This window comes from Streptomyces sp. NPDC032745 (assembly GCF_055579465.1).
In genome coordinates, this window is sequence record NZ_JBVING010000002.1 from 50,380 (window position 1) to 72,919 (window position 22,540).

The following is a 22,540-nucleotide window of genomic DNA, read 5'->3' on the forward strand; positions in this document are numbered from 1 at the left end:
CCACTGTGCGCGCCCCCTCTCTGCGTACGGTCAACGTTCGATGAACGCCGCCCGCGAGGACACGCCGTAGGGTCGAGGGATCCGTGCCGTCACCACCTCGGGAGAACCCGCCATGCCGTCCACCGGTCCGCAGTCCGTCGACCGCGCGCTGGCGATCCTCGACGCCGTCGCCGACGCGGCCGGGCCGGTCAGCGCCAAGGCGCTGGCACGCCGGACGGAGTGCTCCCTGTCCACCGCCTACCACCTGCTGGCCCCGCTGACCGAACGCGGGTACCTCGCCCGCACCGCGCAGGGATACGTGCTGGGACCGCGCGTTCCCGGGCTGCACCGGAGCCTCCTGCGGCAGCTGGAGCCCGCGCCGCGCATGGCCGATCTGCTGACCCGGCTGCGCCGCGCCACCGGCGCCGAGGCGTACCACACCGCCTACCGGGGCGGCCTGATCACCGTCCTCGACACCACCGCCCCGGTCACGGACGCGGCGAACCCGTTCACCCCCGGGCGGGAGACCCGGGCGCACGCCACCGCACACGGCAAGGCCCTGCTCGCCGAGCTGCCCCGGCCGTTGCGGCGTCGGTACCTGGCCGAGCACGGAATGGCCCGGCTGACCCGGGCCACCATCACCAGCGCCGAGCTGCTGGAGGCGGAGCTGTCCCGGGTCCGTGGGCAGGGCTTCGCCCTCTCCGTCGGGGAGGCCGATCCCTCGTACACCTGCCTGGCCGTCGCCCTGCCGCGCGGGCGCGGCGACGACGGCGACGCGGTGCACGCCCTGTCGGTGTCGCTGCCGACCGGGGAGTTCCGGCGGCGCCCGCAGGAGATCCGCACCGCGCTCGCGCAGGCCGTGGCGGACTGCGTCTGACGGCCGACCGGCGGGCGCCGGGGCGCGCCGGGATTTCCGACCCTGCCGGAAATACGGCGCGATGGGGATGCGCGGCCCGCGGCGGCCTGCCAGGCTGGTCGGCATGATCTTCATCGCCGTCAGGTTCGACGTCCGTCCGGAGCACAGCGACAACTGGCTCACCCTCGTCGACGAGTTCACCCGGGCCACCCGCAACGAGCCGGGCAACCTCTTCTACGACTGGTCGCGCAGCGTCGACGACCCCAACAAGTACACGCTGCTGGAAGCCTTCACCGACGCCGAGGCGGGCGCCGCGCACGTCGCGTCCGACCACTTCAAGGCCGGAATGGAGACCCTCGCGGGCGCCATCGCCGGCACGCCGGAGATCATCCACGTCGAGGTGCCCGGCCAGGGCTGGAGCGCCATGGCCGAGCTGTCCCCCCGTAACTGAACCGCGCCGGCCGGCCCGGCCGCCGAGCCGCCTCCCCGAGGCCGCTCAGGAGGAGAGTTCCAGCAGCCGGGCCGCCGCCTCACGCATCTCGACCTTGCGGATCTTCCCGGTCACCGTCATCGGGAACTCGTCCACGACGTGCACGTACCGCGGAATCTTGAAATGGGCCAGCCGGCCCTCGCAGAAGGCGCGGACGGCGGCCGCGGTCAGCGGCTCCGCTCCCCCGCGCATCCGCAGCCACGCCATCAGCTCCTCCCCGTACTTGGGGTCCGGGACGCCGATGACCTGGACGTCCAGCACGTCCGGATGGGCGTGGAGGAACTCCTCGATCTCCCGCGGGTACACGTTCTCCCCGCCGCGGATCACCATGTCCTTGATGCGGCCGGTGATGCTCAGATAGCCGTCCTCGTCCATCACCGCCAGGTCGCCGGTGTGCATCCAGCGCGCCGCGTCGACGGCTTCGGCGGTGCGCTCCGGCTCGCCCCAGTAGCCGAGCATCACCGAGTAGCCGCGGGTGCACAGCTCCCCCGGCTCGCCGCGGGGCACGGTCCGCCCGGACTGCGGATCGACCACCTTGACCTCCAGGTGCGGTCCGACGCGGCCGACGGTGGACACCCGGCGCTCGACCGAGTCGTCGGCGCGGGTCTGCGTCGAGACCGGCGAGGTCTCCGTCATCCCGTAGCAGATGGAGACCTCGCGCATGCCCATCCGGTCGATGACCTCCTTCATCACCTCGACGGGGCAGGGCGAGCCCGCCATGATCCCCGTACGCAGGCTGGACAGGTCGTACGCGGCGAATCCCGGTGCGGCCAGCTCGGCGATGAACATCGTGGGCACCCCGTACAGGGAGGTGCACGACTCCGCCTCGACCGCGGCGAGGGTGGCCTCCGGGTCGAACGACGGCGCCGGGATGACCATCGCCGCACCGTGGCTGGTGCAGGCGAGATTGCCCATGACCATGCCGAAGCAGTGGTAGAACGGCACCGGGATGCAGACCCGGTCCTGCTCGGTGTAGTGGCACAACTCGCCGACGAAGAAGCCGTTGTTGAGGATGTTGTGGTGCGACAGGGTCGCACCCTTGGGGAAGCCGGTGGTTCCCGAGGTGTACTGGATGTTGACCGGGTCGTCCGGGCTCAGTTCGGCCCCCGCGCGTACGAGATCGGCCGGGTCGCCCCGGCGGCCCTGCTCGAGCAGGGCCGTCCACCGCGGTCCGTCCAGCAGGACCGTGAACTCCAGCTCCGGGCAGTGCGGAGCCACCTCCTCGATCATCCCGGCGTAGTCGGAGGTCTTGAAGCGCTCCGCCGCGACGAGCAGCCGGATCCCGGACTGCCGCAGGACGTACTCCAACTCGTGCGAGCGGTAAGCCGGGTTGACGGTGACGAGGATCGCCCCGATCTTCGCGGTGGCGTACTGCACCAGCGTCCACTCGGCGCGGTTCGGGGCCCAGATGCCGACCCGGTCCCCCTTCGCGATGCCCAGGTCCAGCAGGCCCAGCGCGAGGGCGTCGACATCGGCGGCGAGCTCCGCGTACGTCCACCTGCGCCCGGCGGCGAGGTCGACGAGGGCGTCGCGCTCGGGGAACCGGCGGACGGTGCGGTCCAGGTTCTCGCCGATCGTGTCACCCAGCAGCGGCACTTCGAAGACCCCGGATGCATAACTCGACGACGCGGTGCTCGACGCGGCAGACACACGTACCTCCTGGACTCGGTGGCGAGGCGGGGCCCGGCGGGCCGGCGCCCTCCTCATGATCCTCTCCGGCCGGAACCCCGGCCACCCTCGCGGCGCCGTTCCCCCGAAGGGTGTCCCCCGTTCCGTCTTCTGTGTTCAGCGCAGGCAGCCGACGATCCTGACGGAGGTTTCCGCGCTGCCGGTGAGTCCGCCCGCCGGATCGGTGGCGCTGAACACCAGCTTGTACGTTCCGTCGGGCAGCAGGGGGACGAGGAAGCGGCCCGACGCTCCCGCGCCCAGGGTCACGGGCCCGTTCGGCCCGTTGATCCGCCAGCTCGTGTACTGCGGGTCGGTGACGGGCTGGTTGCCCGGCCGGGTCCGGGCCGTCCCGGCGAACGACTCCTCGCAGCCGCGCCGCAGTTGTCCGCCGGCGGCGGGCTGCTGGATGCTCACCGTCGGGGCCTGCGGCTGCTGCCGGGTCGGCGAACTGCCCTGCGACGGGGTGGCCGGCCGGCTCGGGCCGCCCGTCGTCGGGGTCCCCGGGCTGTTGGGGCTGCCGGGCGTGGGAGACGTACCGGGCGGGGCGGTCGGGCTCGTCGTGGGCGAGGCGCCGGGGGTCGGGGCGGAGGCCGAGGGCGACGCGGAGCCCGGGCCGCCCGTCGGGCCCGGCAGCGGGTCGAGTGCGTGCGGCGGTTCCGGCCTGGTGACGGCGGGCGGCGAAGGGGCCTTGGCGGGCTCGGTGGGCTTGGCGTCGATCGTGGCGCAGACCGCGCTGGAGACCAGCTCCTGGCTGTCCGGCACCGGCGACACGCGCAGTGCCTGGTCGTCCGGACCTCGGCCGTGCGTGTCGAAGTAGCCGTTGCCGGTGAGCGTCTCGCGGTCGCTGTGCTCGATCCAGACCGAGTTGTGGTAGTCGAGACCGGCCTTCTGCTGGTTCCTGCCGGTGACGTGCCATGCCTTCACCTTGTGGCCCGAGGGCTCACCGGCCGCCGGCGCGTCGGTCGGCGCGTACAGCCAGCCGTCGCCGAAGAAGCGTGTCGGAGCCTCCGCGGCGCCCTTCTCGTTGTCGGCAGGGAACTGGAAGCCGCCGCCGACCACCAGCTTCCCCTTCGGACAGGACACGGCCATGTCCGCGCTGCCGCCCGCGGCCACCGCCACCTTCACGGTGGCCACGGACACGCTCTTCAGCCGGACGCAGATCGGACGGACGGCGACCGCGTAGTTCGACTCCGGTGGCTGCGGGTCCTCGATCCGGGTCTGGCGCACGATGTTCTCGGACGAACGGAGCGGGAACACGCCGGTGCTCAGCCGGGTGCCCGGGTTGAGCGCGACCCGGGGCACGGGCTTGGTGACGCCGGCCCCCGACGACTTCGTGGTCAGGCTGTCGAGCGGGACCGGCGCGACGGCGCGGCCCGACACGGTGCGGCCCGCCCGGAACTCGATGCCCACCGGGGTGAAGTCGCCGGAACACGAGGGCCAGGCGGTGGCCTGCTCGGCCGCGTCCGCGAACGGCCCATCGGTCGTGAGGTCGTGGATGATCGCACCGCCGGTGGCGGTCACCTTGTTGCCCCGGTCGTGGAATGCGTGCGCCTGCTCGGTCCAGTCGACTCCGCCCAGGAAATCCGGTTTCGCGTTGATGCACAGGGCGTACGAGGTGAGCGTGGCGGGCGTGTCGTCCGGGTTGTACGCGGCCGCCAGCCACGCGTCGCCCACGAAGAGACTGCTCGTGGCGAAGCCGGTGCCGGTGATCGCGTACCCGCCGCCGAGCGCCTTCTCGTGCGCCTGGCACGGGGCGACCGCGGCCTGCTCGCCGCGCGCAGCGACCGACACCGAGACACTGCGCTGAACGACCGCCAGCTGCGGTCCGCCGCCCACCGCCCACACACCGACCCCCACCGCGCCGGACACCACCAGGGCGCCTGCGGCCGCCACGGCGGCCGTCTTGGCGGTGATCGCACCGCCCAGCTTCGCGAGAACTCCAGAGCCCATCGTCGATGCCCTCCCCCGCCGTACGGCCCGAACCGCCCCGCAGCTACGGGGCGTGGGCAATGTAGCGCTGCGTGCGATACACGTCACAGGGGCGTGAAGTATCGGTTCTGCTACGGACTCCGCGCACGGTGTCGGCCCGCCGACGCCGACCGCTCGCCGGTGGGATACCCGAAGCGGCCGAGGGCAGCACGGCGCAGACGATGGCCTGCCGGATCGCGGACGCCCTCTCCCCCGGCCACCCGCTGGAGAAGCAGCGCGGGCACCCGGCCGAGACCGGGAGGGGGTGGCACTACTGCCACCCCCGATGCGGATGGCAGTGGTATCGAGGAGCGGGGGGCCGGGGCGGGACGATCAAGGGGACCTGCCGGACCCCAGGGGGAGTTCAGACATGCACGTGTTCAAGAAGCCTGCCCGATGGCTCGCGGCCGCCGCCTGCGGGCTGCTCGCCGCAGCCGTCCTGCCCGTCGGCCACGCGAGCGCCGCGCCCGCGGGAGCGGGCGGCGGAGCTCCGGGCGGCGGGAGCCCGCGGACGCCTGACCGGTATCTGCACCAGCAGCTCGACTGGCAGCCCTGTCCGGGCGGTTCACTGGAGTGCGCCGCGATGTCCGTCCCCCGGGACTGGTACCACCCCGACTCCGGACCGGACCTGACGATCGCGGTCTCCCGTCACCGCGCGGCCGATCCGGCGAAGCGCCGGGGCGTGCTCATGATGGCGGCCGGCGGCCCCGGGGCCTCGGGGCTCCCCCGGCCGGCCCGGCTCGCCTCGTACAGCCCGAAGCTGGCCGACGCGTACGACATCGTCGGCTTCGACCAGCGCGGTGTGGGCGCGAGTACGAAGGTCGTCTGCGCGGACCAGGACAAGGTCGACGCCATGTTCGGCGGCGCCGATCTGCGCGACCGGTCGGCGGCCGCCGTCCGGCAGACCCTGGACCGCGCCCGGGACTTCGTACAGGACTGCAAGCGCAACTCGGGCGGACTGCTGCCGTACATCACCACGGATCAGGCCGTGCACGACATGGACCTGTACCGGGAGCTGCTCGGGGCGGAGAGGATCTCGTACTACGGGCCCTCGTACGCCAGCTTCCTCGGGGCGTACTACGCGACCGAGTTCCCCCGTCGCGTGGAACGGGTCGTCCTCGACAGCAACATCGACTTCACCGGGGACTGGCAGTCCTTCCTCACGGGGCAGCCGATGAGTTTCCAGCGCCGGTTCGAGCAGGACTTCCTGCCGTGGCTCGCGAAGAACGACGCCACGTACCACCAGGGGCGCACCCCCGAGGAGGCGCAGGCCTCGTACGAGCGGCTGCGGGCCGCGCTGCACGACCGGCCGCTGGACGTCGAGGGGACCGTCATCACGCCCAACCACCTGGACGCGGCGGCCACGAGCGCCCTGTACAACGCCGACCAGTTCGCGGACCTCGCCTCGCTCCTCGGCTTCCTGGAACATCCGGAGCAGGCACCGGCGGAGACGAGGAAGGCCGTCGCCGGGCGGCTGAAGCACGTCATGGGCGCCGACTTCGTCGCCGACTACTTCGCGGTCACCTGCGGCGACACCCCGTGGAACCGCGACAGCCGGTACTGGGTGAAGGAGAGCGCCGAAGCCACGCGGACCCACCCCCTCGCCGGTGCACGGGAGTTGACGTTCGCGGGGGTCTGCGCGAACTGGCCGCGTTCCAAGGCGCCGCGCATCAAGGTCACCGGCGAGGGGCTGCCGCCGGTGCTGATGCTCAACTCGAAGAACGACCCGGCGACGTACTACGAGGCCGCCGTACGCGCCCACCGGGGGCTGGCGGGATCGCGCCTGGTCACCGTCGAGGGCGGCGACCACGTGCAGTTCCAGAACCGCAACGCGTGCGTCGACGCCCACGTCGAGGGCTATCTGCTGGACGGCACCCTGCCGGCCGGCGACACCACGTGCCCGGCGGCACGGCGGTGATCCGCGCAGCCGGGTGACCGGCCCGTCCGCGCAGCGGGTCCGGCGGCGCCGTCACTCCTCGATGGCGCCGCCGGTCCGGCGCAGGTGCCGGCGGAAGGTGTACGAGGGGTCGGCCTCGCGCAGCACCAGGTAGTCGGCGAACGCCGTCTGGCTGCGCAGGGTGTCGCCCGAGCGGATCCGGCGGGCCTGTTCGCGCTCGGTCTCCCGGATCCGGAGCGCGGTGTCCAGCACCTCCTCCACCCGGTCGGCGGCGACGAACAGCACACCGTCCGCGTCGCCGAAGACGAAGTCCCAGCCGCCCACCAGATGCGGCCCGAACCGGGCGGTGACCAGCGCCTCGGGCTCGCGTTCGTCCAGCCGTACCGGCCCGGGCGGGTGGCTTCCGTAGCTGAACACGGGCAGGCCGATCTCGGCCAGCTCGGGCGTGTCGCGGTGCAGCCCCCACACCACGAGGCCCGCCACGCCCGCCGTCTCGGCCTCGAGCACGGCGAGGTCGCCCACGCAGGCCTCGTCCGACCGGCCGCCGTTGTCGATGACCAGGACGTCGCCCGGCTCGGCGGATCCGTACGCCTCCAGGAACACGTCGACGCTGCCGTAGTGGCGCACCGGGAGCGCGCGTCCCGCGAGCCGGTGCTCCGGCAGTACCGCGCGGATGCCCGGCGGTGCGACGCGCAGCGGCACGCCGGTGCGGACGCAGGCATCGGCCACGAGCGGCGTGGACAGGTCGGTGAAGGCCTTCAGCATGCCGTCTCCCCTTCTTTCCCGGATCTACCGAACGGACGGCTCGGGTCAGCCACCACCTCCATGGTGCCTTCCCGGCCGGCCGGGGCGCCGGGTTCGGGGTGCGGCGTCGCGGGATGTCTGTGTTGCTGGATGTCGGTGTCAGGGAAATGCCGGTGTCAGGGGATGTCGGTGTCAGGGGATGTCGGTGTCCGAGGGCTCCGCCTCGTAGGTGTGCGGCTCGTCGCCCTGCCATTCGACGAGCGCCGAGCTGCCGAGGACCACCTCGTCGGGGTCGGATACGCCGGCCCGGCGCAGGAACTCGATCACGTCGGCGTCGTTGAAGGCCGTGCCGAGGACCGTGTCCTGCCCGTCGGCGCGCAGCGAGACCCGGCGGCCGCCGGCGGGGGCGACCGGGTGGACGAGGATCGGCGCATGGTGCATGGGCCCAGCCTCCGCCGGGACGGGCGGGGCCGCATCCGGACGACGCGGCCCCGTCCGCCGTCCGGACACCCCCGAGGCCTCAGAGGTCCGCGGTGACCGGCAGAGCACGCAGGGCATGGAAGCGGAACGTACTCGTCCAGGGGAGCTCCGCCACCGGACGGGCCGGCCGGAGCCCGGGCAGCCGTTCGAGGAGCGCGCCCAGCGCGAGCGTGATCTGCAGGCGGGCCAGCGGCGCGCCGAGACAGTAGTGCAGCCCGTGGCCGAGCGCGAGGTGGGCCTTGTCCTCCCGGTCGATGTCGAAGCGGTCGGGGTCCGGGTAGCGGGCCGGGTCGCGGTGTGCCGAGGCCAGGCAGAACAGGACCGTGTCGCCGGCCGGGATGCGGACGCCGCCGATCTCCACCGGCTCGGTCGGGAAGCGGCGGATCGCCGTCTGGTTGGGGCCCGCGTACCGCAGCAGCTCCTCGACGGCTTCGGGGAGCCGGGCGGGGTCGGCGCGCAGGGCGGCGAGCTGGTCCGGGTGGGTGAGCAGGGTCAGGACCCCGGCGGAGACGACGTGCTGGACGGTCTCGCTGCCGGCCATGAGGATCAGGAACGAGAGCGAGACCAGCTCGTCCTCGGTGAGGCGCTCCTCCTCGTCGCGCGCCGCGATCAGGCTCGACAGCATGTCGTCGCCGGGGCGGGCGCGCCGCTGCGCCACCAGGTCGACGAGGAACCGGTGGACGTGGCCGATGGCCGCCACGAGGTCCTCCTTCGAGCGCGGGGCGAGCATGGTGGCGACCCAGTCGGAGAACCGGTCCTGGTCGGGGGCGGGTACGTGCAGCAGTGCCCCGATGGTCCGCAGCGGGAGCGGTTTGGCGAACTCGGCGACCAGGTCCGCCTCGCCGGAGCGGGCGATCCTGTCGGCGAGCCGGGTGGTCAGCTCGTCGACGGAGTCCTGGACGCCGGCGCGCAGCAGCTCGACGTGCCGGGCGGTGAAGCCCTTCGACACGAGGCGGCGCAGCCGCAGGTGGTCCTCCGGGTCGATGTTGAGGAGGTTGCGGTCGAGGGCCGGCGGGAGGGAGAAGCCGCTGAACCCGGTCGTCGAATGGCGCTTGTTGACGGAGAGGCGCGGGTCGGCGAGCCCGGCCCGTACGTCCGACGCGTGGGTGACCAGCCAGACCGGGGAGCCGTCGGGCAGGGCGACGCGGTGCACCGGCCCGGTGGCCCGCAGGCGCGCGTAGACGGCGTGGGGGTCGCGTGCGAACGAGGCGTCGAACGGGCACGGGAGGGGTGGCGTGGTGGTGGTTGCTGCGTTCCGGGTCATGCCCTGTCCTGTTTCCTTGTCTGATCGTGATGGCCGGTGGCGGGGCCGGTGCGCGCCGGAGGTCACTCGGCACCGATGCGGCCGCCGAGCCACTGCATCGCGGGCGGGATCTCCCGCCGCCACGTGTTGAAGCCGTGCCCGCCGTGGTCGAGGGTGATCGACGAGACGCGCGCCGGCGCCTTCACCTTCTCGATGAACTTCTGCGTCGGCTTGTAGTTCCCCTCGCCCTGCTGTGAGGTCGCCACCAGGAACGAGGACTTGCCCTGCGGCAGGTTGTCCAGGCTCCACAGCAGGTCGGATCGTTTCTCCTCGGCGGTGTTCCCGTGGAACAGATCGCCCGAATCCGCGTCTATCTCCGGTTTGTAGTCCGCCGACAGACCCACCCCCGCCGCATAGCTCTCCGGGTGCTGCAGCGCGACCTTCAGCGCGCAGTAACCCCCCGTGGAATCCCCCATGATGGCCCAGCTCGAGGGCGAGGTGCCGACGCGGTAGGCGCCGGAGATCGCCTTGGGCAGGTCCGTACCGAAGAAGGTCTCGCTGAGCGGGCCGCCCGGCACGTCGATGCACTGCGTGTTGCGGGTCGGCACCACCGAGGGCTGCATCATGACCATGATCATCGGTGGCATCTTCTTCTGCTTGGCGAGCTTCCACGCCGTCTTCGGGTAGTCCAGCCCCTTGAGCAGGTTATCCGCCATCCCCGGGAATCCGGTGAGCACGACGGTGGCCGGGAACTTCCTGTTCTCGTTCCCCTTCTGGAAGTACTCCGGCGGCAGGTACACGTACGCCTGGACTGCGGCCCTGGACCGCTCGCCCTGCACCGTGACCTTCTCGATCTCGCCGCCCACGTGCGGTGTTCCACCGCCCGGCACGTCCGTCGGCCGCCGTCCGAGGAGCCGCACCCCCGAGCCTGCGGTCGCGTCCTCACCCATGGAGGGCATCGGCCGTTCCACGCCGGCCAGGTCCGCCCAGGAACCGTAGAGCAGGAAGGTCCGGTTGGCCGTGAGACCGATCGAGGCGAGCAGCAGCACCTGCAGCACCAGTACCACACCGACCCGGCCGAACACGGGCCGCCGGCCCCGGCCGCCGAGGCGTGGCCACAGCCACACGGCGGACGCGAAGGCCAGCACCGTGGCGAGTAAGACGGTGATCAGAAGCGTGCTGCTTGTCAGACTCACGGATCAGGGGAACTCTCTGCGTGGTGTCGGCACGGACCGGCAGGTCCGGCGGCGCCGCCGGTGCGTGCGCACAGGGCTAGAGAGCAACCGGAGCCGATCCGTTCCACCCCGTTCCCGGGGACCGGAGCCATCCAGCCAATCTCTTGACATGGGCCTGACATTTCAAGGTCCCTGTGGGACCTTCCCCGGCGTGTCTCGAAAGCTCTCTCCCCCGGCCATGACGGAAACCGCCCCCGACGGCCGGGTGCACGCCGGCGAGGCCCCCCAAGGCCCCGCTTCACACCCCACGAGGACGTGGCGAAGAGGAGCGACAGGATGAAGATCTCGACATGGCCGGGCGTGACCGCCCTGGCAGCAGCAGTGATCGTCGGCGGAGCGACGTCGGCGACGGCCCTCGGCCCCACGGCCGACCAGCGGCTCGACGGCGTCATCGTCGTTGCCGGCAACACCTGTACGTGGACCAACGCGCACACCAGCGCCGATCCCCCGAGCGCACTGAGCGTCGACCGCACCACCGTCAACACACCGGGCGGCAACCTCGGCTGCAACGGCAGCATCACGGCCGGCCTCAACAACAACCCGGCGTTCACCTTCGACGACGCCGCAGGCCTCGCCAAGACCGACGCCATCGACATCACCGGCAAGCAGAGCTTCATATCCTGCCGTTACAAGGCCACGAACATCACGTGGAACCGTGACGGCGCCACCCGCAAGTACGTCAACCAGGCCTTCACCGCGACCAAGACCTCGGGCAGCTTCCTGTGCCCCGGCTCGGTCACGACGGCGGCCGGCGACGCCTCGATGCTCTTCCACTGATCCCGCACCCGCCGCAGCCCCGCCCGGGGCTGCGGCACACCGGTTTCGACGCGGGTCAGGGCCGGATCTCGAGGGTGCAGCACTTGACGCTGCCGCCGCCCTTGAGGAGTTCGGACAGGTCCATGCCGATGGGGTGGAAGCCGCGCTCGCGCAGCCGGCCGGCCAGCCCCTCGGCCGCCTCGGGAAGCACCACGTTCAGGCCGTCGCTGACGGCGTTCAGCCCGAATACTGCGGCGTCCTCGGCGGATACGAGCAGCGCGTCGGGGAAGAGCGTCTCCAGGAGGGCGCGGCTGCCGGGGGCGAAGGCCTCCGGGTGGTACATGATCTCGTCACCGTCGAGGACGGCGAGCGCCGTGTCGAGGTGGTAGTAGCGCGGGTCGACCAGCTCCAGGCTGATGACGGGCCGCCCGAACAACGCCTCCGCCTCCTGATGGCTGCGCTGGTCGCTGCGGAAGCCGTAGCCGGCCAGGACGAAGCCGGCGGTGACCAGGAAGTCGCCCTCCCCCTCGTTGACGTACTCCGGGTCGTGCAGCTCGGTGAAGCCGTGCTCGCGGAACCAGTCCAGGTACGCCGGCCCCTCGGGGATCCGCTCGGCGTTGCGGAAGCGGGCGCCGAGCACGCGGCCGTCGACGACGGTGGCCCCGTTGGCGGCGTACACCATGTCGGGCAGGCCCGGCACCGGCTCGATCAGCTCGACGGTGTGCCCGAGCTCGCGGTACAGCTCGCGCAACCGCTCCCACTGGAGGACGGCGAGGTCGGCGTCGACCGGCTTCTCCGGGTCCATCCAGGGGTTGATCGCGTAGACCACCTCGAAGTGGGAGGGGCGGCACATCAGGTACCGGCGCAGGCGCTTCTGGCGCTGCCGGGCGGAGGGGATCGGGGCAGAGTTCATGGTCGCTCCCGGGCGGGGGCCAACGGTGGTGGCCGGTGTGAGGGGCGGGCTTTCGAGCTGAGCCTGCGGGCCCCGGGCGAACGGCAGGTGAAGGCGGCACGGCCGGCGGGCGCGCAGTGAACGAGCTCCACCCGCCGGCGCCGCGCAGCCGCCCCGGCCGCCCCTGCGCCCCCGGCAGCTGCCGCCGGGGGCGGAGGGGCCATGTCCGGTGGATCAGGCCGGGCAGATGCCGCGTTCGTGGTCGACCGTGGCCGTCGCGCTGGAGTACTGCCACTGCGGGGTCAGGAGCCGGGCGTCGAGCTGCCCGGCCGCCGTCGGGCTCTCCACCACGTAGCCGAAGTCCTGGAGCCAGGACGGGTAGAGGTTCTTGGAGCCGATGTAGAAGGCCGAGCCGTCCACGGAGACCACCTTGTGGTGCTGCGCGTACGGGTGGCCGTCCGCCCACGTCGGGCTCTGCGCGCTGCGGAACGTGGCCAGCTGGAGGTTCGAGCACATCGCGGCCTTGGCCGTGCGCCGGTCGCCGGTCAGCAGGGCGAGGCGGCCCTGGAGGATGTCGCTGATCTCCGAGAGTGACTTGATCTGCGAGTAGCCTCCGCTGCCCACGGCTCCGCGGTTGGCGGGGTCGCTGACGACGATGCGGACCTTCACACCGGCGGCCATCCGCGCGGCGAGGGCGTCGTAGACGCGGATGTCGTAGCGGGGCAGCGGCGGGCAGGTCGCGTTGACGTCCTGCTGGGAGATCTCGACGTGCCGGTTCGCACTGGAGATCAGCGTCCGCAGGGCGCTCTCCTCCGGGTTGACCGTGTCGTAGTCGCGGTCGGCGTTGGTGTTGTCGTGCAGGCCGACGACGCACTTGGTGTCGGGTGCGCTCGGCAGGGTGGGCCGGAAGGCCGAGGCCGGGTCGTTGCGCTTGATTCCGACGCCGAGTCCGCCGACGGCGATCGCCGGTACGTTGCCCGGGCCCGCCGGGGGTACGGCCGGGGGCGTGGCGGGAGCGGCGTCCTCCGCCAGTGTGGGCATGCACCCGGCGCCGTTGGACGAGGCGAACCAGACGCTGGCGATGTTCCCCTTGTTCCGGCAGGTCCAGGACCACAGCTCGTCCAGGTAGCGGCCGGCGGACGCGGCGGCGGGCCCGCGCAGGGCGAGGTCGACGTCGGCGACCGGGTGGGCGGTCTCCAGGTAGTCGCCCTTCCAGCTGTTGATGCCGCCGGTGATCACGGACCGGCCGTCGACCACGAGGAGCTTGGAATGGTTCCACGAGAACGCCGTCTTCGAGGTCGTCATCGAGGCGACGTTCAGGTCGATGCTGCGGGCGTCCGCGCCGAGCCTGGCGACGAGCTCGTCACGGTACTTCGACGGCATCACGTTCAGGTGGTAGAGCGGCGCGGCACCGACCAGGACGCGCACCTTGAGCTTGTTCCCGCGCGCGGCCGAGGACTTGAGACCCGCCACGACGGCGTCCTGGAACGCGCCGTCGGGTAATGGTGCGAGAGTCGATATGTCGACGGTCTGCGTCGCCTGGGAGATGTTCTCCGTCATCTTCGAGAGGAGCCGCTCGGTTCCCGGCCGTGCAGCACAGGTGTCGTCGCCCCAGCAGCCCGGGGTCTGCAGCAGCCAGTCGGCGCCGCCGGGAGTCGAGGCGTCGAGGATGTTGCCTCCGGTGCGTTCCCACACGTGGCCTTCGAGGCCGGGGGAAACCTGGCGGAGCGTCTGCTCCACCGCATCGAGGTGGGGCGCCGGGGTGGCGGCGGGCCCGGAGCCGGCCGCAGCAGCGGCCGAGGCCGGACCGGCGGTGAACAGGGCCAGCAGGACCGCGGACACCGCCCAGCGGGTGGCGGGAGCTGGCGGGCGGGGAAGGGAATGGCGGTGCAATGTGACTTCCTTGCAGGAGGGATCGCCGTCGCCGCGTGGGGGCGACCGGCCAGATCAACTCGCGGAAGTTACCACCGGGTCGGAAGCGCCCGGAATTCCCGCTCGTCGGATTCGGCCACGTCGGCGCGGCAGCCGGCGCAGGGCTCACCGCCCGTACCGAACTGGCCGGATTGGACAAGTGGTCGATGGAACGACCACGATGATGCGCGCTAGATCGCGGCCGCTCAGGGGGGCAAAACCGCCCATATGGTGATGTTCCTCCGATCGTTGCGCTACGTCCCCGTTTCCGACACCGGAGAGTTTCCGCCATGAGCTTCGGCGACCCGAACAACCCGTACGGCCAGCAGCCCCCGCAGGGTCAGCCCGGTTACCCGCAGCAGGCCCCCCAGGGTGTGCCGCCGCAGTACGGCTACCCGCAGCAGCCGCCGCAGGGCGTCCCCCCGCAGTACGGCTACCCGCAGCAGACCCCGCCGCCGTACGGCGCGTACCCGCCGCCCGGGATGCCCGGCATGCCCGGCGCCGGTATGCCGCCGCTCGCCCACTGGGGCCAGCGCTTCGGCGCGTACCTGCTCGACCTCCTGATCATCGCGGGTCCGATGTACGCGCTGGGGTTCATCGACCTCGCCAGCAGCGACAACCCGGCCACGGCCGAGCCCGGCATCTTCTTCACGATCGGCGTGCTGTACGCGATCGGCATGGCCGTCTTCCAGCTGTACAAGGAGGGCTCCACCGGTCAGACGATCGGCAAGAAGGTCCTCGGCATCAGCGTGCGCCGCGAGGCCGACGGCAACACCCTCGGCTTCGGCATGGCGTTCGTCCGCAAGCTGGCCCACGCGCTCGACAGCCTCGCCTGCTACGTCGGCTGGCTGTGGCCGCTGTGGGACGAGAAGAAGCAGACCTTCGCCGACAAGGTGTGCAGCACCGTCGTCATCACGGTCCCCAAGGGCTGAGGCCGCCCCTCTCCCCTTCTCCCCCACTCCCGGCCCGGCAGCGGAGCTCCCTCCGCTGCCGGGCCGGTGCGTTTGCGGCGCCGATGAGCAGCACGGCGGCCCCGCCCTCGACGGCTGCGGTGGCGTGGCCCGGTTCCGGCTTGGCGAACACGCTTCCGCCAGAGGGCTGGTTGGATGGCGACGCTGTCCGAGAACGGGATCGCGGCACTCGCCGAGGAAGGGCACACGAGATGCGGCTGGCAGAGCTGAGCGAGCGGAGCGGCGTCTCCACCTCGACCATCAAGTACTACCTGCGGGAAGGGCTGTTGCCGCCCGGACGGAGGATCAGCGCGACGACGGCCGCGTACGACGAGGGCCACCTGCGCCGGCTGCGGCTGATCCGCGCGCTGCTCCAGGTCGGCAGGATCCCGGTGGCGACGGCCCGGGAGGTGCTCCGCCACATCGACGACGACTCCCTCGGCCGGACGATCCGCCTCGGCGCCGCCCTGTGGGCGCTGCCGCACGGGCCCGAACCGGATGAGGGGGACGAGGCGGTGGCGGCCGCGCGCCGGGAGGTGGGCCGGCTGCTCGACATGCTGGGCTGGACGACCGCCCGGGAGCTCGGCGCCCTCTCGCCCGTCCACCGGTCGCTGGTGGTGGCGGTTGCCTCGCTCATCCGGCTCGGCTATCCCTGGCGGGCCGAACTGATGGCCCCTTACGCCGAGTTGATGCACCAGGCGGCGGTCCGCGACCTGGATTTCGTGGAGACGCATCCCTCCGAGGCCGAGAAGGTCGAGACCGCCGTGGCGGCGACCGTGCTGTTCCAGCCGGTGATGAAGGCGCTGCACCGGCTGGCCCAGGAGGAGGAGTCGTTCCGGCGGTACGGCCTGTGAGCCGGGGCGGGCTCACGGCTCACAGCCTGTGCACCGGGCCCGTCCCGCCCCGGCCCCTCCCGGCCGGCCCGCTACGAAGCCGCCGCCAGAGCCGCCCTCAACCGCCGGGCCTGCGTGACGAGTTGCGAGGAGCCGGTCCGCGCGGCGGCCTCGGCCAGCCCCGCCGGGGCGGGACCGCGCGCACCGCAGCGCTCCACACAGTCCGCGGCCACCGCCAGGAGCTCGCCCGTGCCCCGCGCGGCGGCACCCCCCGCCAGCAGCGGCGGCAGCGCCTCCGCGAGCACCGCCCAGGTCGTGGCGTACGCACCGGTTACGGCGGCCGCACGCGCCGCCTCGGCCAGCCGGCTGGGCTTCACCGTGCCCAGACCGAGCAGTTCGGCCAGATCCCGCCCGACCCTCGGGGCATCCAGCTCACCGCGGGCCGCGAGGAGCAGCAGTGCGTCCACGGCCGCGCGGCGGTCCTCGGCATGGCCCGCGCCGAGACCGGTCGCCACCGCGAGGTGCAGCGCGGGGCCCGCCGGTCCGCCCAGCTCCGCCAGCCGCGGCAGCGGCGCTCCCGCGCCGCGCTCCCGCGCCGTGGCGCCGGCGGTCACCTCGGGCAGCAGCCAGGCGGCCTGCGTCTCGCGGTCCTCGGGCAGGACGGCCTGCTGGACGAGGCCGCCCTCGCACGCGCGGGAGCAGCTGCGGCCCGGCTCGGCCAGTGCCAGGTCCAGCCTGCGGAACACCGCCGGGAACTCCTGCCGGACGACGCACCGTTCCCGGGGCTCGAGCACGATCTGCCGGGCCGCCGCCGGGGGCCGGTCCCACCAGAGGTGGCCGGCCCGCAGGTCCGGTGCCGCCGCCGGGACCGTCACGCGGCGCAGCACCGCGGGCGGTTCGCCCGCACCCGTGAGCCAGGCCGCCAGCCGCTCGCCCTCGGGGGTGCCGAGCGCGGCTGCCGCAGGCGCGGCCCCGGGGTCGCGCCGTACGCGCAGCAGCGCCTGGGCGAAGTCGGCAGGGGCGGGCTCCGCGCCGGTCCGCCGGTACGCGGCGAGCCGTACGACGAGCTCTTCGGGCTCCAGGGAGCCCGTCTCCCAGGTCGGGGTGGCGAGCAGGAAGGGCAGCGGGTCGGTGAGGGCGCGGTACGCGGCCTCCGCCACCCGGGAGGCCGTCACGGCGCTCAGCGCGGCGTGGACGCAGTCCGGCCGGCAGCCGTCGCCGCGCGGGCCCCGCTCCGGTCGCAGGTCGTACGCGCGGACCCGGCCGAGCACCGCGGCCGCCATCGGCTCCAGCCCGGACAGCCGCTCCGGATCCACCGGCCGACCGCCTCCGGGATGCCACCAGCGGCCGCCGAGGACCGGGCGCAGGGCTTCGGCCAGGGCGGCGCGGTCGTGGTGGGCGTGCCGGACGAGGCCGTCGAGGGCGGACTCGAACGCGGCGGCGCCCTGCTCCCCGCAGGTGACGGAGGCCGCCACCAGGTCGGCGGTCCCGGCGAGCGTCGGGGGTCCGGCGGCGAGGCGGCGGCGTACCGGCGCCGGGGGCAGGACCTCCTCGTACGCCGGCTCCGCGCAGCGGCCGCCCGCGGACCCGAGCAGTTCCGCGGCGGCGCGCCGGTGGACGGGGCTCAACGCGTCGGCGTGGAGGGCGAGTTCCCGGCGCAGCTCCCGGTCGCCGGGCCGCAGGTGCCGGACGAGCAGCCCGAGGGCGCGTTCCTGCAGAGCGGTGTCCTCGTGCCCGAAGACGCCGGCGACGGTGGGCAGCACTGCGTGCCGGGCGGCCGGCTCGCGCCGTAAGGCCTGCCCCAGGAGAACCAGTTGGGCGCGCACGAGCTTCTTCTCCGGCCGGCGGAGCACGCCACACGACATCTGCGCGAGCTGCTGCGCCGGCAGCTCGCCCGCCCCGGACAGCCGGGCGAGCACCTGCTGGGCGTGCCCGGCGAGCGGCGACGGCCCGTCGGCGGCCAGCGCGATCCAGTCGGCCGTGCGCTCCCGCTCCTCGGCCGGGGTGAGTTCGAGGCGTTCCAGCATGGCGAGGAAGAACTTCAGCTGGTTCTGCCGGCCGCCGCGCAGCAGGCGGGCGACGCAGCCGTCGACCAGGACCCGACGCTCGACGATCCCCTCCTGCGCCAGCGCGGCCAGCTCGGACGGCCAGTGGTTCGGGGCCGTCGGATCGCTGCACCAGTGGAGTGCCTCGGGGGATTCGGCCGTGACGAAGAGCTGGGGCACCAGCTCGCGTGCGTACGGATCCTGACGCAGGACGATCGACAGCGGGCTGTGCGTGGAGCGGGCACGGTCCATCGTGAAGATGGACCGGACCCAGCCGTGCACGAACGCGTCGGTGGTGGGGACGGGGCAGCCGGCGACCCGGACCAGCTCCCGGATCAGCGGATAGTCCGCCTCGGCGGTCGCGGGGCGGTCGGCGAGGCGGTGGGCGAGGTCGCCGAGCCAGCCGGGGTCGCGGTCGCTGAACAGGTCGAGCAGCAGGCCGGTGGGTAACTGCTGCCCGTCGCGAAGATCGGGCGCGCCGATCCAGGAGGCCGCGGCGGCAGCGCCGGTGTGGCAGCCGGCGCCCGCGACGAGCAGGCCGGAGCGGATGCCGTCGCGCTCCTGCCAGTGGTTCCAGTCCCAGCCGCGTATCTCGCGGCGCAGATCGGCGAGTCGGGCGAGCAGCTCCCGGCGCTCGGGCGGCGCGAGCGGCTTGAGCAGGCGGGGGATCAGGTCGGTGCGGCCTTCGCGGACCGCCTCGAGTATCGGGTTCATCGGGCTCCTCCGGTGACGGGTCCTGGGGTGGTGACGGCCTCGCGCTGCGCCGTGCCGTGGGCTGCGCTGCGCCGTGCGGACGGCGGTGCATGCGGGCGTGCTTGCGTGGGTGCTGATGAGTGCGTGCCGGTGGGCGTGCACGGGACTCGGCGGCCACGGTAATCCGGCCCGCTCGCGGCAGGTGCCGGCCCAGGCCCCCGGCTGGCCGATTCCCGGTCCCGGCGGCGGTGTTCGCCCGGGGACCACGGCGGCGGTGGCGTCCGGGTCCGCGGCGGCCGCGCGCCCCCGGCGAGCAGGGCGCGGACGCCGAGCAGCCGGGGTGGTGGCGGTCGGCGCGCCGGTAAATCGTAAGGCAGCTGCACGGGATGCGCCCGGCGGTGGCTCAGCGGCCCCACTTCCCCGAGGCCGATCAGCCCGTCATCCGTCGCCCGCTTCCCGGCCGGCTCACTCCCCCGGCGGTATCCCTCCGAGGGGCCGCCCGGTCGCGCCGGCGACGGCCCGTCACCTCGTCGCCCCCGGTGACGTTATGGGGCTGCCGCCCTGCGGGGCCACCGAATCGGGAGGACCTCCGATGCCACGATCCGACCGGCTCCGGCCGTCACGCCGCCCCGGGCTCCCGGCCCTCCTCGTGGTGCTGGTCCTCGCGGCCGCCCCGGGCGGGGCCGCCGCGCTGCCCGTCACCCCGTCGGTGGAACCCGCCCCGGCGGCCGCATCCGCCCCGCCCACGCCGCCCGCCCCGGTCTCCGGCCCGGTACACGCCGGTGTCCCCGCCGCCCGGGCCGCGCTGCGGCGGCTGCTGCCCCGGCACGCCGGCCAGTTCACCCTCCTGCCCGGTCCCCGCAGCGCCGACGGCCAGGACAGCTTCACGGTGTCCGGCCGAGCCGGGGCCGTCGTCGTCCGGGGCAGTACGCCGGCCACCGTGCTGACCGGGGTCGGCTGGTACCTGCGGCGCGTCGCACACGTGGACATCGGCTGGCCGGGCGACAGCCTGGGCGCCCTCCCGGACGTCCTGCCCGGTCTCCCGCAACCGGTCACCCGCAGCGCCCTGGTGCGCCACCGGTACGCCCTCAACGACACCGACGACGGATACGCGGGCGCGTACCGCACGTGGGAGGAGCGCCGGCGGCAGATCGACCTGCTCGCCCTGCACGGCATCAACGAGGTGCTGGTCCAGGTCGGCGCGGAATACCCGTACTACGCAGCCCTCCAGCGGTACGGGTACACCGCGGCGGAACTGCGCGCATGGATCCCGGGCCCCGCGCACCAGAGCTGGTGGCTGCTGCAGAATCTGAGCGGGTTCGGGGGTCCGGTCGACGAGCAGCTGATCGAGGAGCGGGCGGCGCTCGGCGGGCGGGTCGCCGACGAACTGCGCGCCCTCGGCATGACCCCGGTCCTGCCCGGCTTCTTCGGCACGGTGCCGCCCGGCTTCGCCGGCCGCAACCCCGGCGCCCGGGTACGTCCCCAGGGCACCTGGGAAGGGTTCACCCGGCCCGACTGGCTGGATCCCGCCGGGCCCGTGTTCGCCGCCCTCGCGGCCGACTACTACGCGGCGCAGCGCGCCCGGTTCGGCGACAGCGCGATGTACCGGATGAGCCCGCTGCACGAGGGCGGGAGGGTGGCGTCGGTCGACGTGAAGGCGGCCGCGGGCGCCGTGCAGAAGGCCCTCGACACGGCCCGTCCGGGAGCCGTCTGGGCCGTGCTGGGCTGGCAGGAGGATCCAACGAGGGAACTGCTCGCCGGAGTGGACACCTCCCGGATGCTGATCGTGGACGGGATGTCCGAGCGCTACGAGGAGCCGGACCGCGAGACGTCCTGGGCGCACACCCCGTACGCGCTGGGCACGATCCACAACTTCGGCGGGCACACGACGGTCGGCGCCAACACCTCTGTCTGGATCGAGCGGTTCGGCTCGTGGCGGGCCAAGCCGGACAGTGCGCTGACCGGCATCGCGTACATGCCGGAGGCGGCCGGGAGCGACCCGGCGGCGTTCGAGCTGTTCACCGATCTCGCCTGGGAGCCCGGGCCGATCGACCAGCAGGCGTGGTTCGCCGCGTACGCGCGCAGCCGTTACGGCGGCGCGGACGCGTACGCGGAGGCCGCGTGGGAAGCGCTGCGGCGCGGTCCCTACAGCACCGGGACGGACTCCGCGCAGCCCCAGGACGGCCTGTTCACGGCCCGCCCGAGCCTGACGGCGAACAAGGCGAGCACCTGGTCGCCCGGGGGGATGCGCTATCCGGCTGCGTCGGTGCGCAGCGCGCTGGACGCGCTGCTCAAGGTCGCGCCCCGGCTGCGCCGTTCGAGTGCGTACCGCTACGACCTGGTGGACACCGCGCGTCAGGCCCTCGCCAACCATGCGCGGGTGCTGCTGCCGCAGATCAGGGCCGCCTACCGGACGGGGGACCTGGGCCGGTTCCGCCTCCTGGTGGAGGAGTGGCAGCGCGACGAGCGGCTGCTGGCGGCCGTCACCGGATCCGACCGGAACTTCCTGTTCGGCCGGTGGACTGCCGACGCCCGGTCCTGGGGGGTGAACGACGCGGAGCGCGACCGCTACGCGTACGACGTCCGCTCCCTGGTGACCACGTGGGGCACGCGTACCACCAGCGAGCCGCCGTTCTCGCTGCACGACTACGCGAACCGCGAATGGGCGGGGCTGCTGGAGGAGTTCTACGCGCCGCGCTGGGCCCGGTACTTCGCCTCGCTGGACCGGGCCCTGGTCTCGGGTGAGGCGCCGGAGGCGGTCGACTGGTACGCCGTCGAGGAGGCCTGGGCGCGCGGTACGAGCTCCCCTCCGACGGAGCCGAGCGGGGATCCGTACGCACTCGCACGCGCCGTCGCGGACGCGCTGCCACCCGCGGACGCACGGACCTGAGGCCTCCGGTCAGCCGGACACCGCTCAGTCGCCCGGCCTGCGGGGGGCGAGCCGGTCGACGACCTCGGCCAGGTCGTCGCACACCTGCTCGATCTTCAGGCGGATGTTGTTCTGTTCGGTGACCATCGCGGACAGCAGGAGCGCGGTCAGGGCCGCCGAGCCGTTGAGCGCCTGGAGGTTGACCATGATCTCGAAGAGGGTGTGGTCGGCGAAGGGTCCGGCGCGATCGGTCGCCGCCCAGATCACCACGACGGACATGACCAGGACGCACGGCGCGCTGCCGGCCAGCTGGAAGCGCACGGCCGCCCAGATCAGCAGCGGGAAGACGAGGAAGAGCAGCGACAGGGAGCTGTGGGAGGCCATGAAGGCGCCGAGCCCGATGGCAACGGTGAGCGCCACCGCCTCGGCGACGCGGTACGCATCATCCGGCATCCGGACCGCGGGCAGGACGAGCAGCACCGGGGTCACCACGAGCACCCCCATCGCATCGCCGGCCCACCAAGCCGACCACACCGGCCAGAATCCGCTCGGCGCCAGGTTGCCGGTGGCCACCAGTACCCCGGCGCCGAGGGACGCGCTGATCAGCATCGGCACGAGCCCGCCCAGGAAGACCAGGGCCAGGCCGTCCCGCAGCCGGTCGATCTCGGTGCGGAAGCCCACCCGGCGCAGCAGCAGGTACGCGCACAGCGGTGCGAGGGTGTTGCCCAGGACGATCCCGACGTCGGCGGGCTGGAAGCTGCTGAGGTGTTCGATGGAGAGGTACGTTCCCAGGGCGATCCCCGGCCAGATCCGCGGGCCGAACCACAGCAGGGCGGCGACCGCGATGCCCGTGGGCGGCCAAAGGGCCGTGACCACCGCGCCCTCCAGGACCACGCGCAGCAGCAGGCCGATCCGTGCTGAGGCGTAGTAGGCGGCGGTGACGGCGAGGATCCCGAGAAGAGTTCCCGCGATCCGTCGCCATTCCTCGGTGCGCACCACAGCATCAGACAACAGCCGCCGCCTCCGGGCGG

17 protein-coding genes are annotated in these 22,540 nt (G+C 73.2%); 7 read left to right on the plus strand and 10 right to left on the minus strand.

The features are described 5' to 3' along the window. Nucleotides 1-112: 112 nt before the first annotated feature. Nucleotides 113-856, plus strand: a complete 744-nt coding sequence (locus tag ACZ5WG_RS04635; protein ID WP_468720609.1) for an IclR family transcriptional regulator — start codon at nucleotides 113-115, stop codon at nucleotides 854-856. Between the two features lie 103 nt (nucleotides 857-959). Further along, entirely contained in the window at nucleotides 960-1,286 is a 327-nt protein-coding gene (locus tag ACZ5WG_RS04640; RefSeq protein ID WP_267001586.1) for a putative quinol monooxygenase, read from the plus strand. 45 nt (nucleotides 1,287-1,331) lie between these two features. On the opposite strand, the gene ACZ5WG_RS04645 is transcribed toward ACZ5WG_RS04640, so the two are convergent. Together ACZ5WG_RS04645 and ACZ5WG_RS04650 are read right to left on the minus strand one after the other, a co-directional pair. After that, nucleotides 1,332-3,032 carry an AMP-binding protein gene (locus tag ACZ5WG_RS04645; protein ID WP_468720610.1) on the minus strand — a complete coding sequence of 567 codons (1,701 nt, stop codon included), beginning with the start codon at nucleotides 3,030-3,032 and terminating at the stop codon, nucleotides 1,332-1,334. Between the two features lie 78 nt (nucleotides 3,033-3,110). Then, a complete protein-coding gene (locus tag ACZ5WG_RS04650; RefSeq protein ID WP_468720612.1) occupies nucleotides 3,111-4,943 on the minus strand; it encodes an Ig-like domain-containing protein in 1,833 nt (610 codons plus the stop codon). A 388-nt stretch (nucleotides 4,944-5,331) separates the two neighbouring features. On the opposite strand from ACZ5WG_RS04650, the gene ACZ5WG_RS04655 reads away from it, so the two are divergent. Then, on the plus strand, nucleotides 5,332-6,879 hold the full coding sequence (locus tag ACZ5WG_RS04655; protein ID WP_468720614.1) for an alpha/beta hydrolase: 1,548 nt from the start codon (nucleotides 5,332-5,334) through the stop codon (nucleotides 6,877-6,879). Nucleotides 6,880-6,930: 51 nt separating this feature from the next. On the opposite strand, the gene ACZ5WG_RS04660 is transcribed toward ACZ5WG_RS04655, so the two are convergent. From ACZ5WG_RS04660 to ACZ5WG_RS04675, 4 genes are all read right to left on the minus strand, one after another. After that, a complete protein-coding gene (locus tag ACZ5WG_RS04660) occupies nucleotides 6,931-7,623 on the minus strand; it encodes an RraA family protein (protein WP_468720616.1) in 693 nt (230 codons plus the stop codon). A gap of 171 nt (nucleotides 7,624-7,794) precedes the next feature. Then, nucleotides 7,795-8,043 (minus strand): hypothetical protein, encoded by a 249-nt coding sequence (locus ACZ5WG_RS04665; RefSeq protein WP_468720618.1) that lies wholly within the window; start codon nucleotides 8,041-8,043, stop codon nucleotides 7,795-7,797. A 79-nt stretch (nucleotides 8,044-8,122) separates the two neighbouring features. Continuing rightward, nucleotides 8,123-9,346, minus strand: a complete 1,224-nt coding sequence (locus tag ACZ5WG_RS04670; protein ID WP_468720620.1) for a cytochrome P450 family protein — start codon at nucleotides 9,344-9,346, stop codon at nucleotides 8,123-8,125. A 62-nt stretch (nucleotides 9,347-9,408) separates the two neighbouring features. Further along, entirely contained in the window at nucleotides 9,409-10,521 is a 1,113-nt protein-coding gene (locus ACZ5WG_RS04675; RefSeq protein ID WP_468720622.1) for an alpha/beta hydrolase, read from the minus strand. Between the two features lie 315 nt (nucleotides 10,522-10,836). On the opposite strand from ACZ5WG_RS04675, the gene ACZ5WG_RS04680 reads away from it, so the two are divergent. Next, nucleotides 10,837-11,337: a hypothetical protein gene (locus ACZ5WG_RS04680; RefSeq protein ID WP_468720624.1), complete on the plus strand. Its 501-nt coding sequence runs from the start codon at nucleotides 10,837-10,839 to the stop codon at nucleotides 11,335-11,337. Nucleotides 11,338-11,392: 55 nt separating this feature from the next. Here ACZ5WG_RS04680 and ddaH read toward each other — a convergent pair whose 3' ends face one another. Then, the gene (gene ddaH / locus ACZ5WG_RS04685) at nucleotides 11,393-12,229 is read right to left on the minus strand and encodes a dimethylargininase (RefSeq protein WP_468720626.1); all 837 of its coding nucleotides are present in this window, start codon (nucleotides 12,227-12,229) and stop codon (nucleotides 11,393-11,395) included. Nucleotides 12,230-12,442: 213 nt separating this feature from the next. Beyond that, nucleotides 12,443-14,050: a phospholipase D-like domain-containing protein gene (locus ACZ5WG_RS04690; RefSeq protein WP_468720628.1), complete on the minus strand. Its 1,608-nt coding sequence runs from the start codon at nucleotides 14,048-14,050 to the stop codon at nucleotides 12,443-12,445. Between the two features lie 359 nt (nucleotides 14,051-14,409). Here ACZ5WG_RS04690 and ACZ5WG_RS04695 point away from each other — a divergent pair, with 359 nt between their 5' ends. Together ACZ5WG_RS04695 and ACZ5WG_RS04700 are read left to right on the plus strand one after the other, a co-directional pair. Continuing rightward, entirely contained in the window at nucleotides 14,410-15,051 is a 642-nt protein-coding gene (locus ACZ5WG_RS04695) for an RDD family protein (RefSeq protein ID WP_468720630.1), read from the plus strand. Between the two features lie 230 nt (nucleotides 15,052-15,281). Then, nucleotides 15,282-15,923, plus strand: a complete 642-nt coding sequence (locus ACZ5WG_RS04700) for a MerR family transcriptional regulator (protein WP_468720632.1) — start codon at nucleotides 15,282-15,284, stop codon at nucleotides 15,921-15,923. A gap of 71 nt (nucleotides 15,924-15,994) precedes the next feature. Here ACZ5WG_RS04700 and ACZ5WG_RS04705 read toward each other — a convergent pair whose 3' ends face one another. Further along, complete coding sequence (locus tag ACZ5WG_RS04705) at nucleotides 15,995-18,661, minus strand: DUF7824 domain-containing protein (protein WP_468720634.1); 2,667 nt, start codon at nucleotides 18,659-18,661, stop codon at nucleotides 15,995-15,997. Nucleotides 18,662-19,232: 571 nt separating this feature from the next. Here ACZ5WG_RS04705 and ACZ5WG_RS04710 point away from each other — a divergent pair. Further along, the gene (locus ACZ5WG_RS04710; RefSeq protein WP_468720636.1) at nucleotides 19,233-21,530 is read left to right on the plus strand and encodes an alpha-N-acetylglucosaminidase; all 2,298 of its coding nucleotides are present in this window, start codon (nucleotides 19,233-19,235) and stop codon (nucleotides 21,528-21,530) included. A 24-nt stretch (nucleotides 21,531-21,554) separates the two neighbouring features. On the opposite strand, the gene ACZ5WG_RS04715 is transcribed toward ACZ5WG_RS04710, so the two are convergent. Further along, nucleotides 21,555-22,508, minus strand: a complete 954-nt coding sequence (locus tag ACZ5WG_RS04715) for an MASE1 domain-containing protein (protein WP_468721427.1) — start codon at nucleotides 22,506-22,508, stop codon at nucleotides 21,555-21,557. Nucleotides 22,509-22,540 lie beyond the last annotated feature (32 nt).

Excerpts from the sequence above, each read along its gene's own strand:
- ACZ5WG_RS04635 (WP_468720609.1), top strand. The coding sequence starts at position 113 with ATGCCGTCCACCGGTCCGCAGTCCGTCGACCGCGCGCTGGCGATCCTC.
- ACZ5WG_RS04640 (WP_267001586.1), top strand. The coding sequence starts at position 960 with ATGATCTTCATCGCCGTCAGGTTCGACGTCCGTCCGGAGCACAGCGAC.
- ACZ5WG_RS04645 (WP_468720610.1), bottom strand. The coding sequence starts at position 3,032 with ATGAGGAGGGCGCCGGCCCGCCGGGCCCCGCCTCGCCACCGAGTCCAG.
- ACZ5WG_RS04650 (WP_468720612.1), bottom strand. The coding sequence starts at position 4,943 with ATGGGCTCTGGAGTTCTCGCGAAGCTGGGCGGTGCGATCACCGCCAAG.
- ACZ5WG_RS04655 (WP_468720614.1), top strand. The coding sequence starts at position 5,332 with ATGCACGTGTTCAAGAAGCCTGCCCGATGGCTCGCGGCCGCCGCCTGC.
- ACZ5WG_RS04660 (WP_468720616.1), bottom strand. The coding sequence starts at position 7,623 with ATGCTGAAGGCCTTCACCGACCTGTCCACGCCGCTCGTGGCCGATGCC.
- ACZ5WG_RS04665 (WP_468720618.1), bottom strand. The coding sequence starts at position 8,043 with ATGCACCATGCGCCGATCCTCGTCCACCCGGTCGCCCCCGCCGGCGGC.
- ACZ5WG_RS04670 (WP_468720620.1), bottom strand. The coding sequence starts at position 9,346 with ATGACCCGGAACGCAGCAACCACCACCACGCCACCCCTCCCGTGCCCG.
- ACZ5WG_RS04680 (WP_468720624.1), top strand. The coding sequence starts at position 10,837 with ATGAAGATCTCGACATGGCCGGGCGTGACCGCCCTGGCAGCAGCAGTG.
- ddaH (WP_468720626.1), bottom strand. The coding sequence starts at position 12,229 with ATGAACTCTGCCCCGATCCCCTCCGCCCGGCAGCGCCAGAAGCGCCTG.
- ACZ5WG_RS04695 (WP_468720630.1), top strand. The coding sequence starts at position 14,410 with ATGAGCTTCGGCGACCCGAACAACCCGTACGGCCAGCAGCCCCCGCAG.
- ACZ5WG_RS04700 (WP_468720632.1), top strand. The coding sequence starts at position 15,282 with ATGCGGCTGGCAGAGCTGAGCGAGCGGAGCGGCGTCTCCACCTCGACC.
- ACZ5WG_RS04705 (WP_468720634.1), bottom strand. The coding sequence starts at position 18,661 with ATGAACCCGATACTCGAGGCGGTCCGCGAAGGCCGCACCGACCTGATC.
- ACZ5WG_RS04710 (WP_468720636.1), top strand. The coding sequence starts at position 19,233 with ATGCCACGATCCGACCGGCTCCGGCCGTCACGCCGCCCCGGGCTCCCG.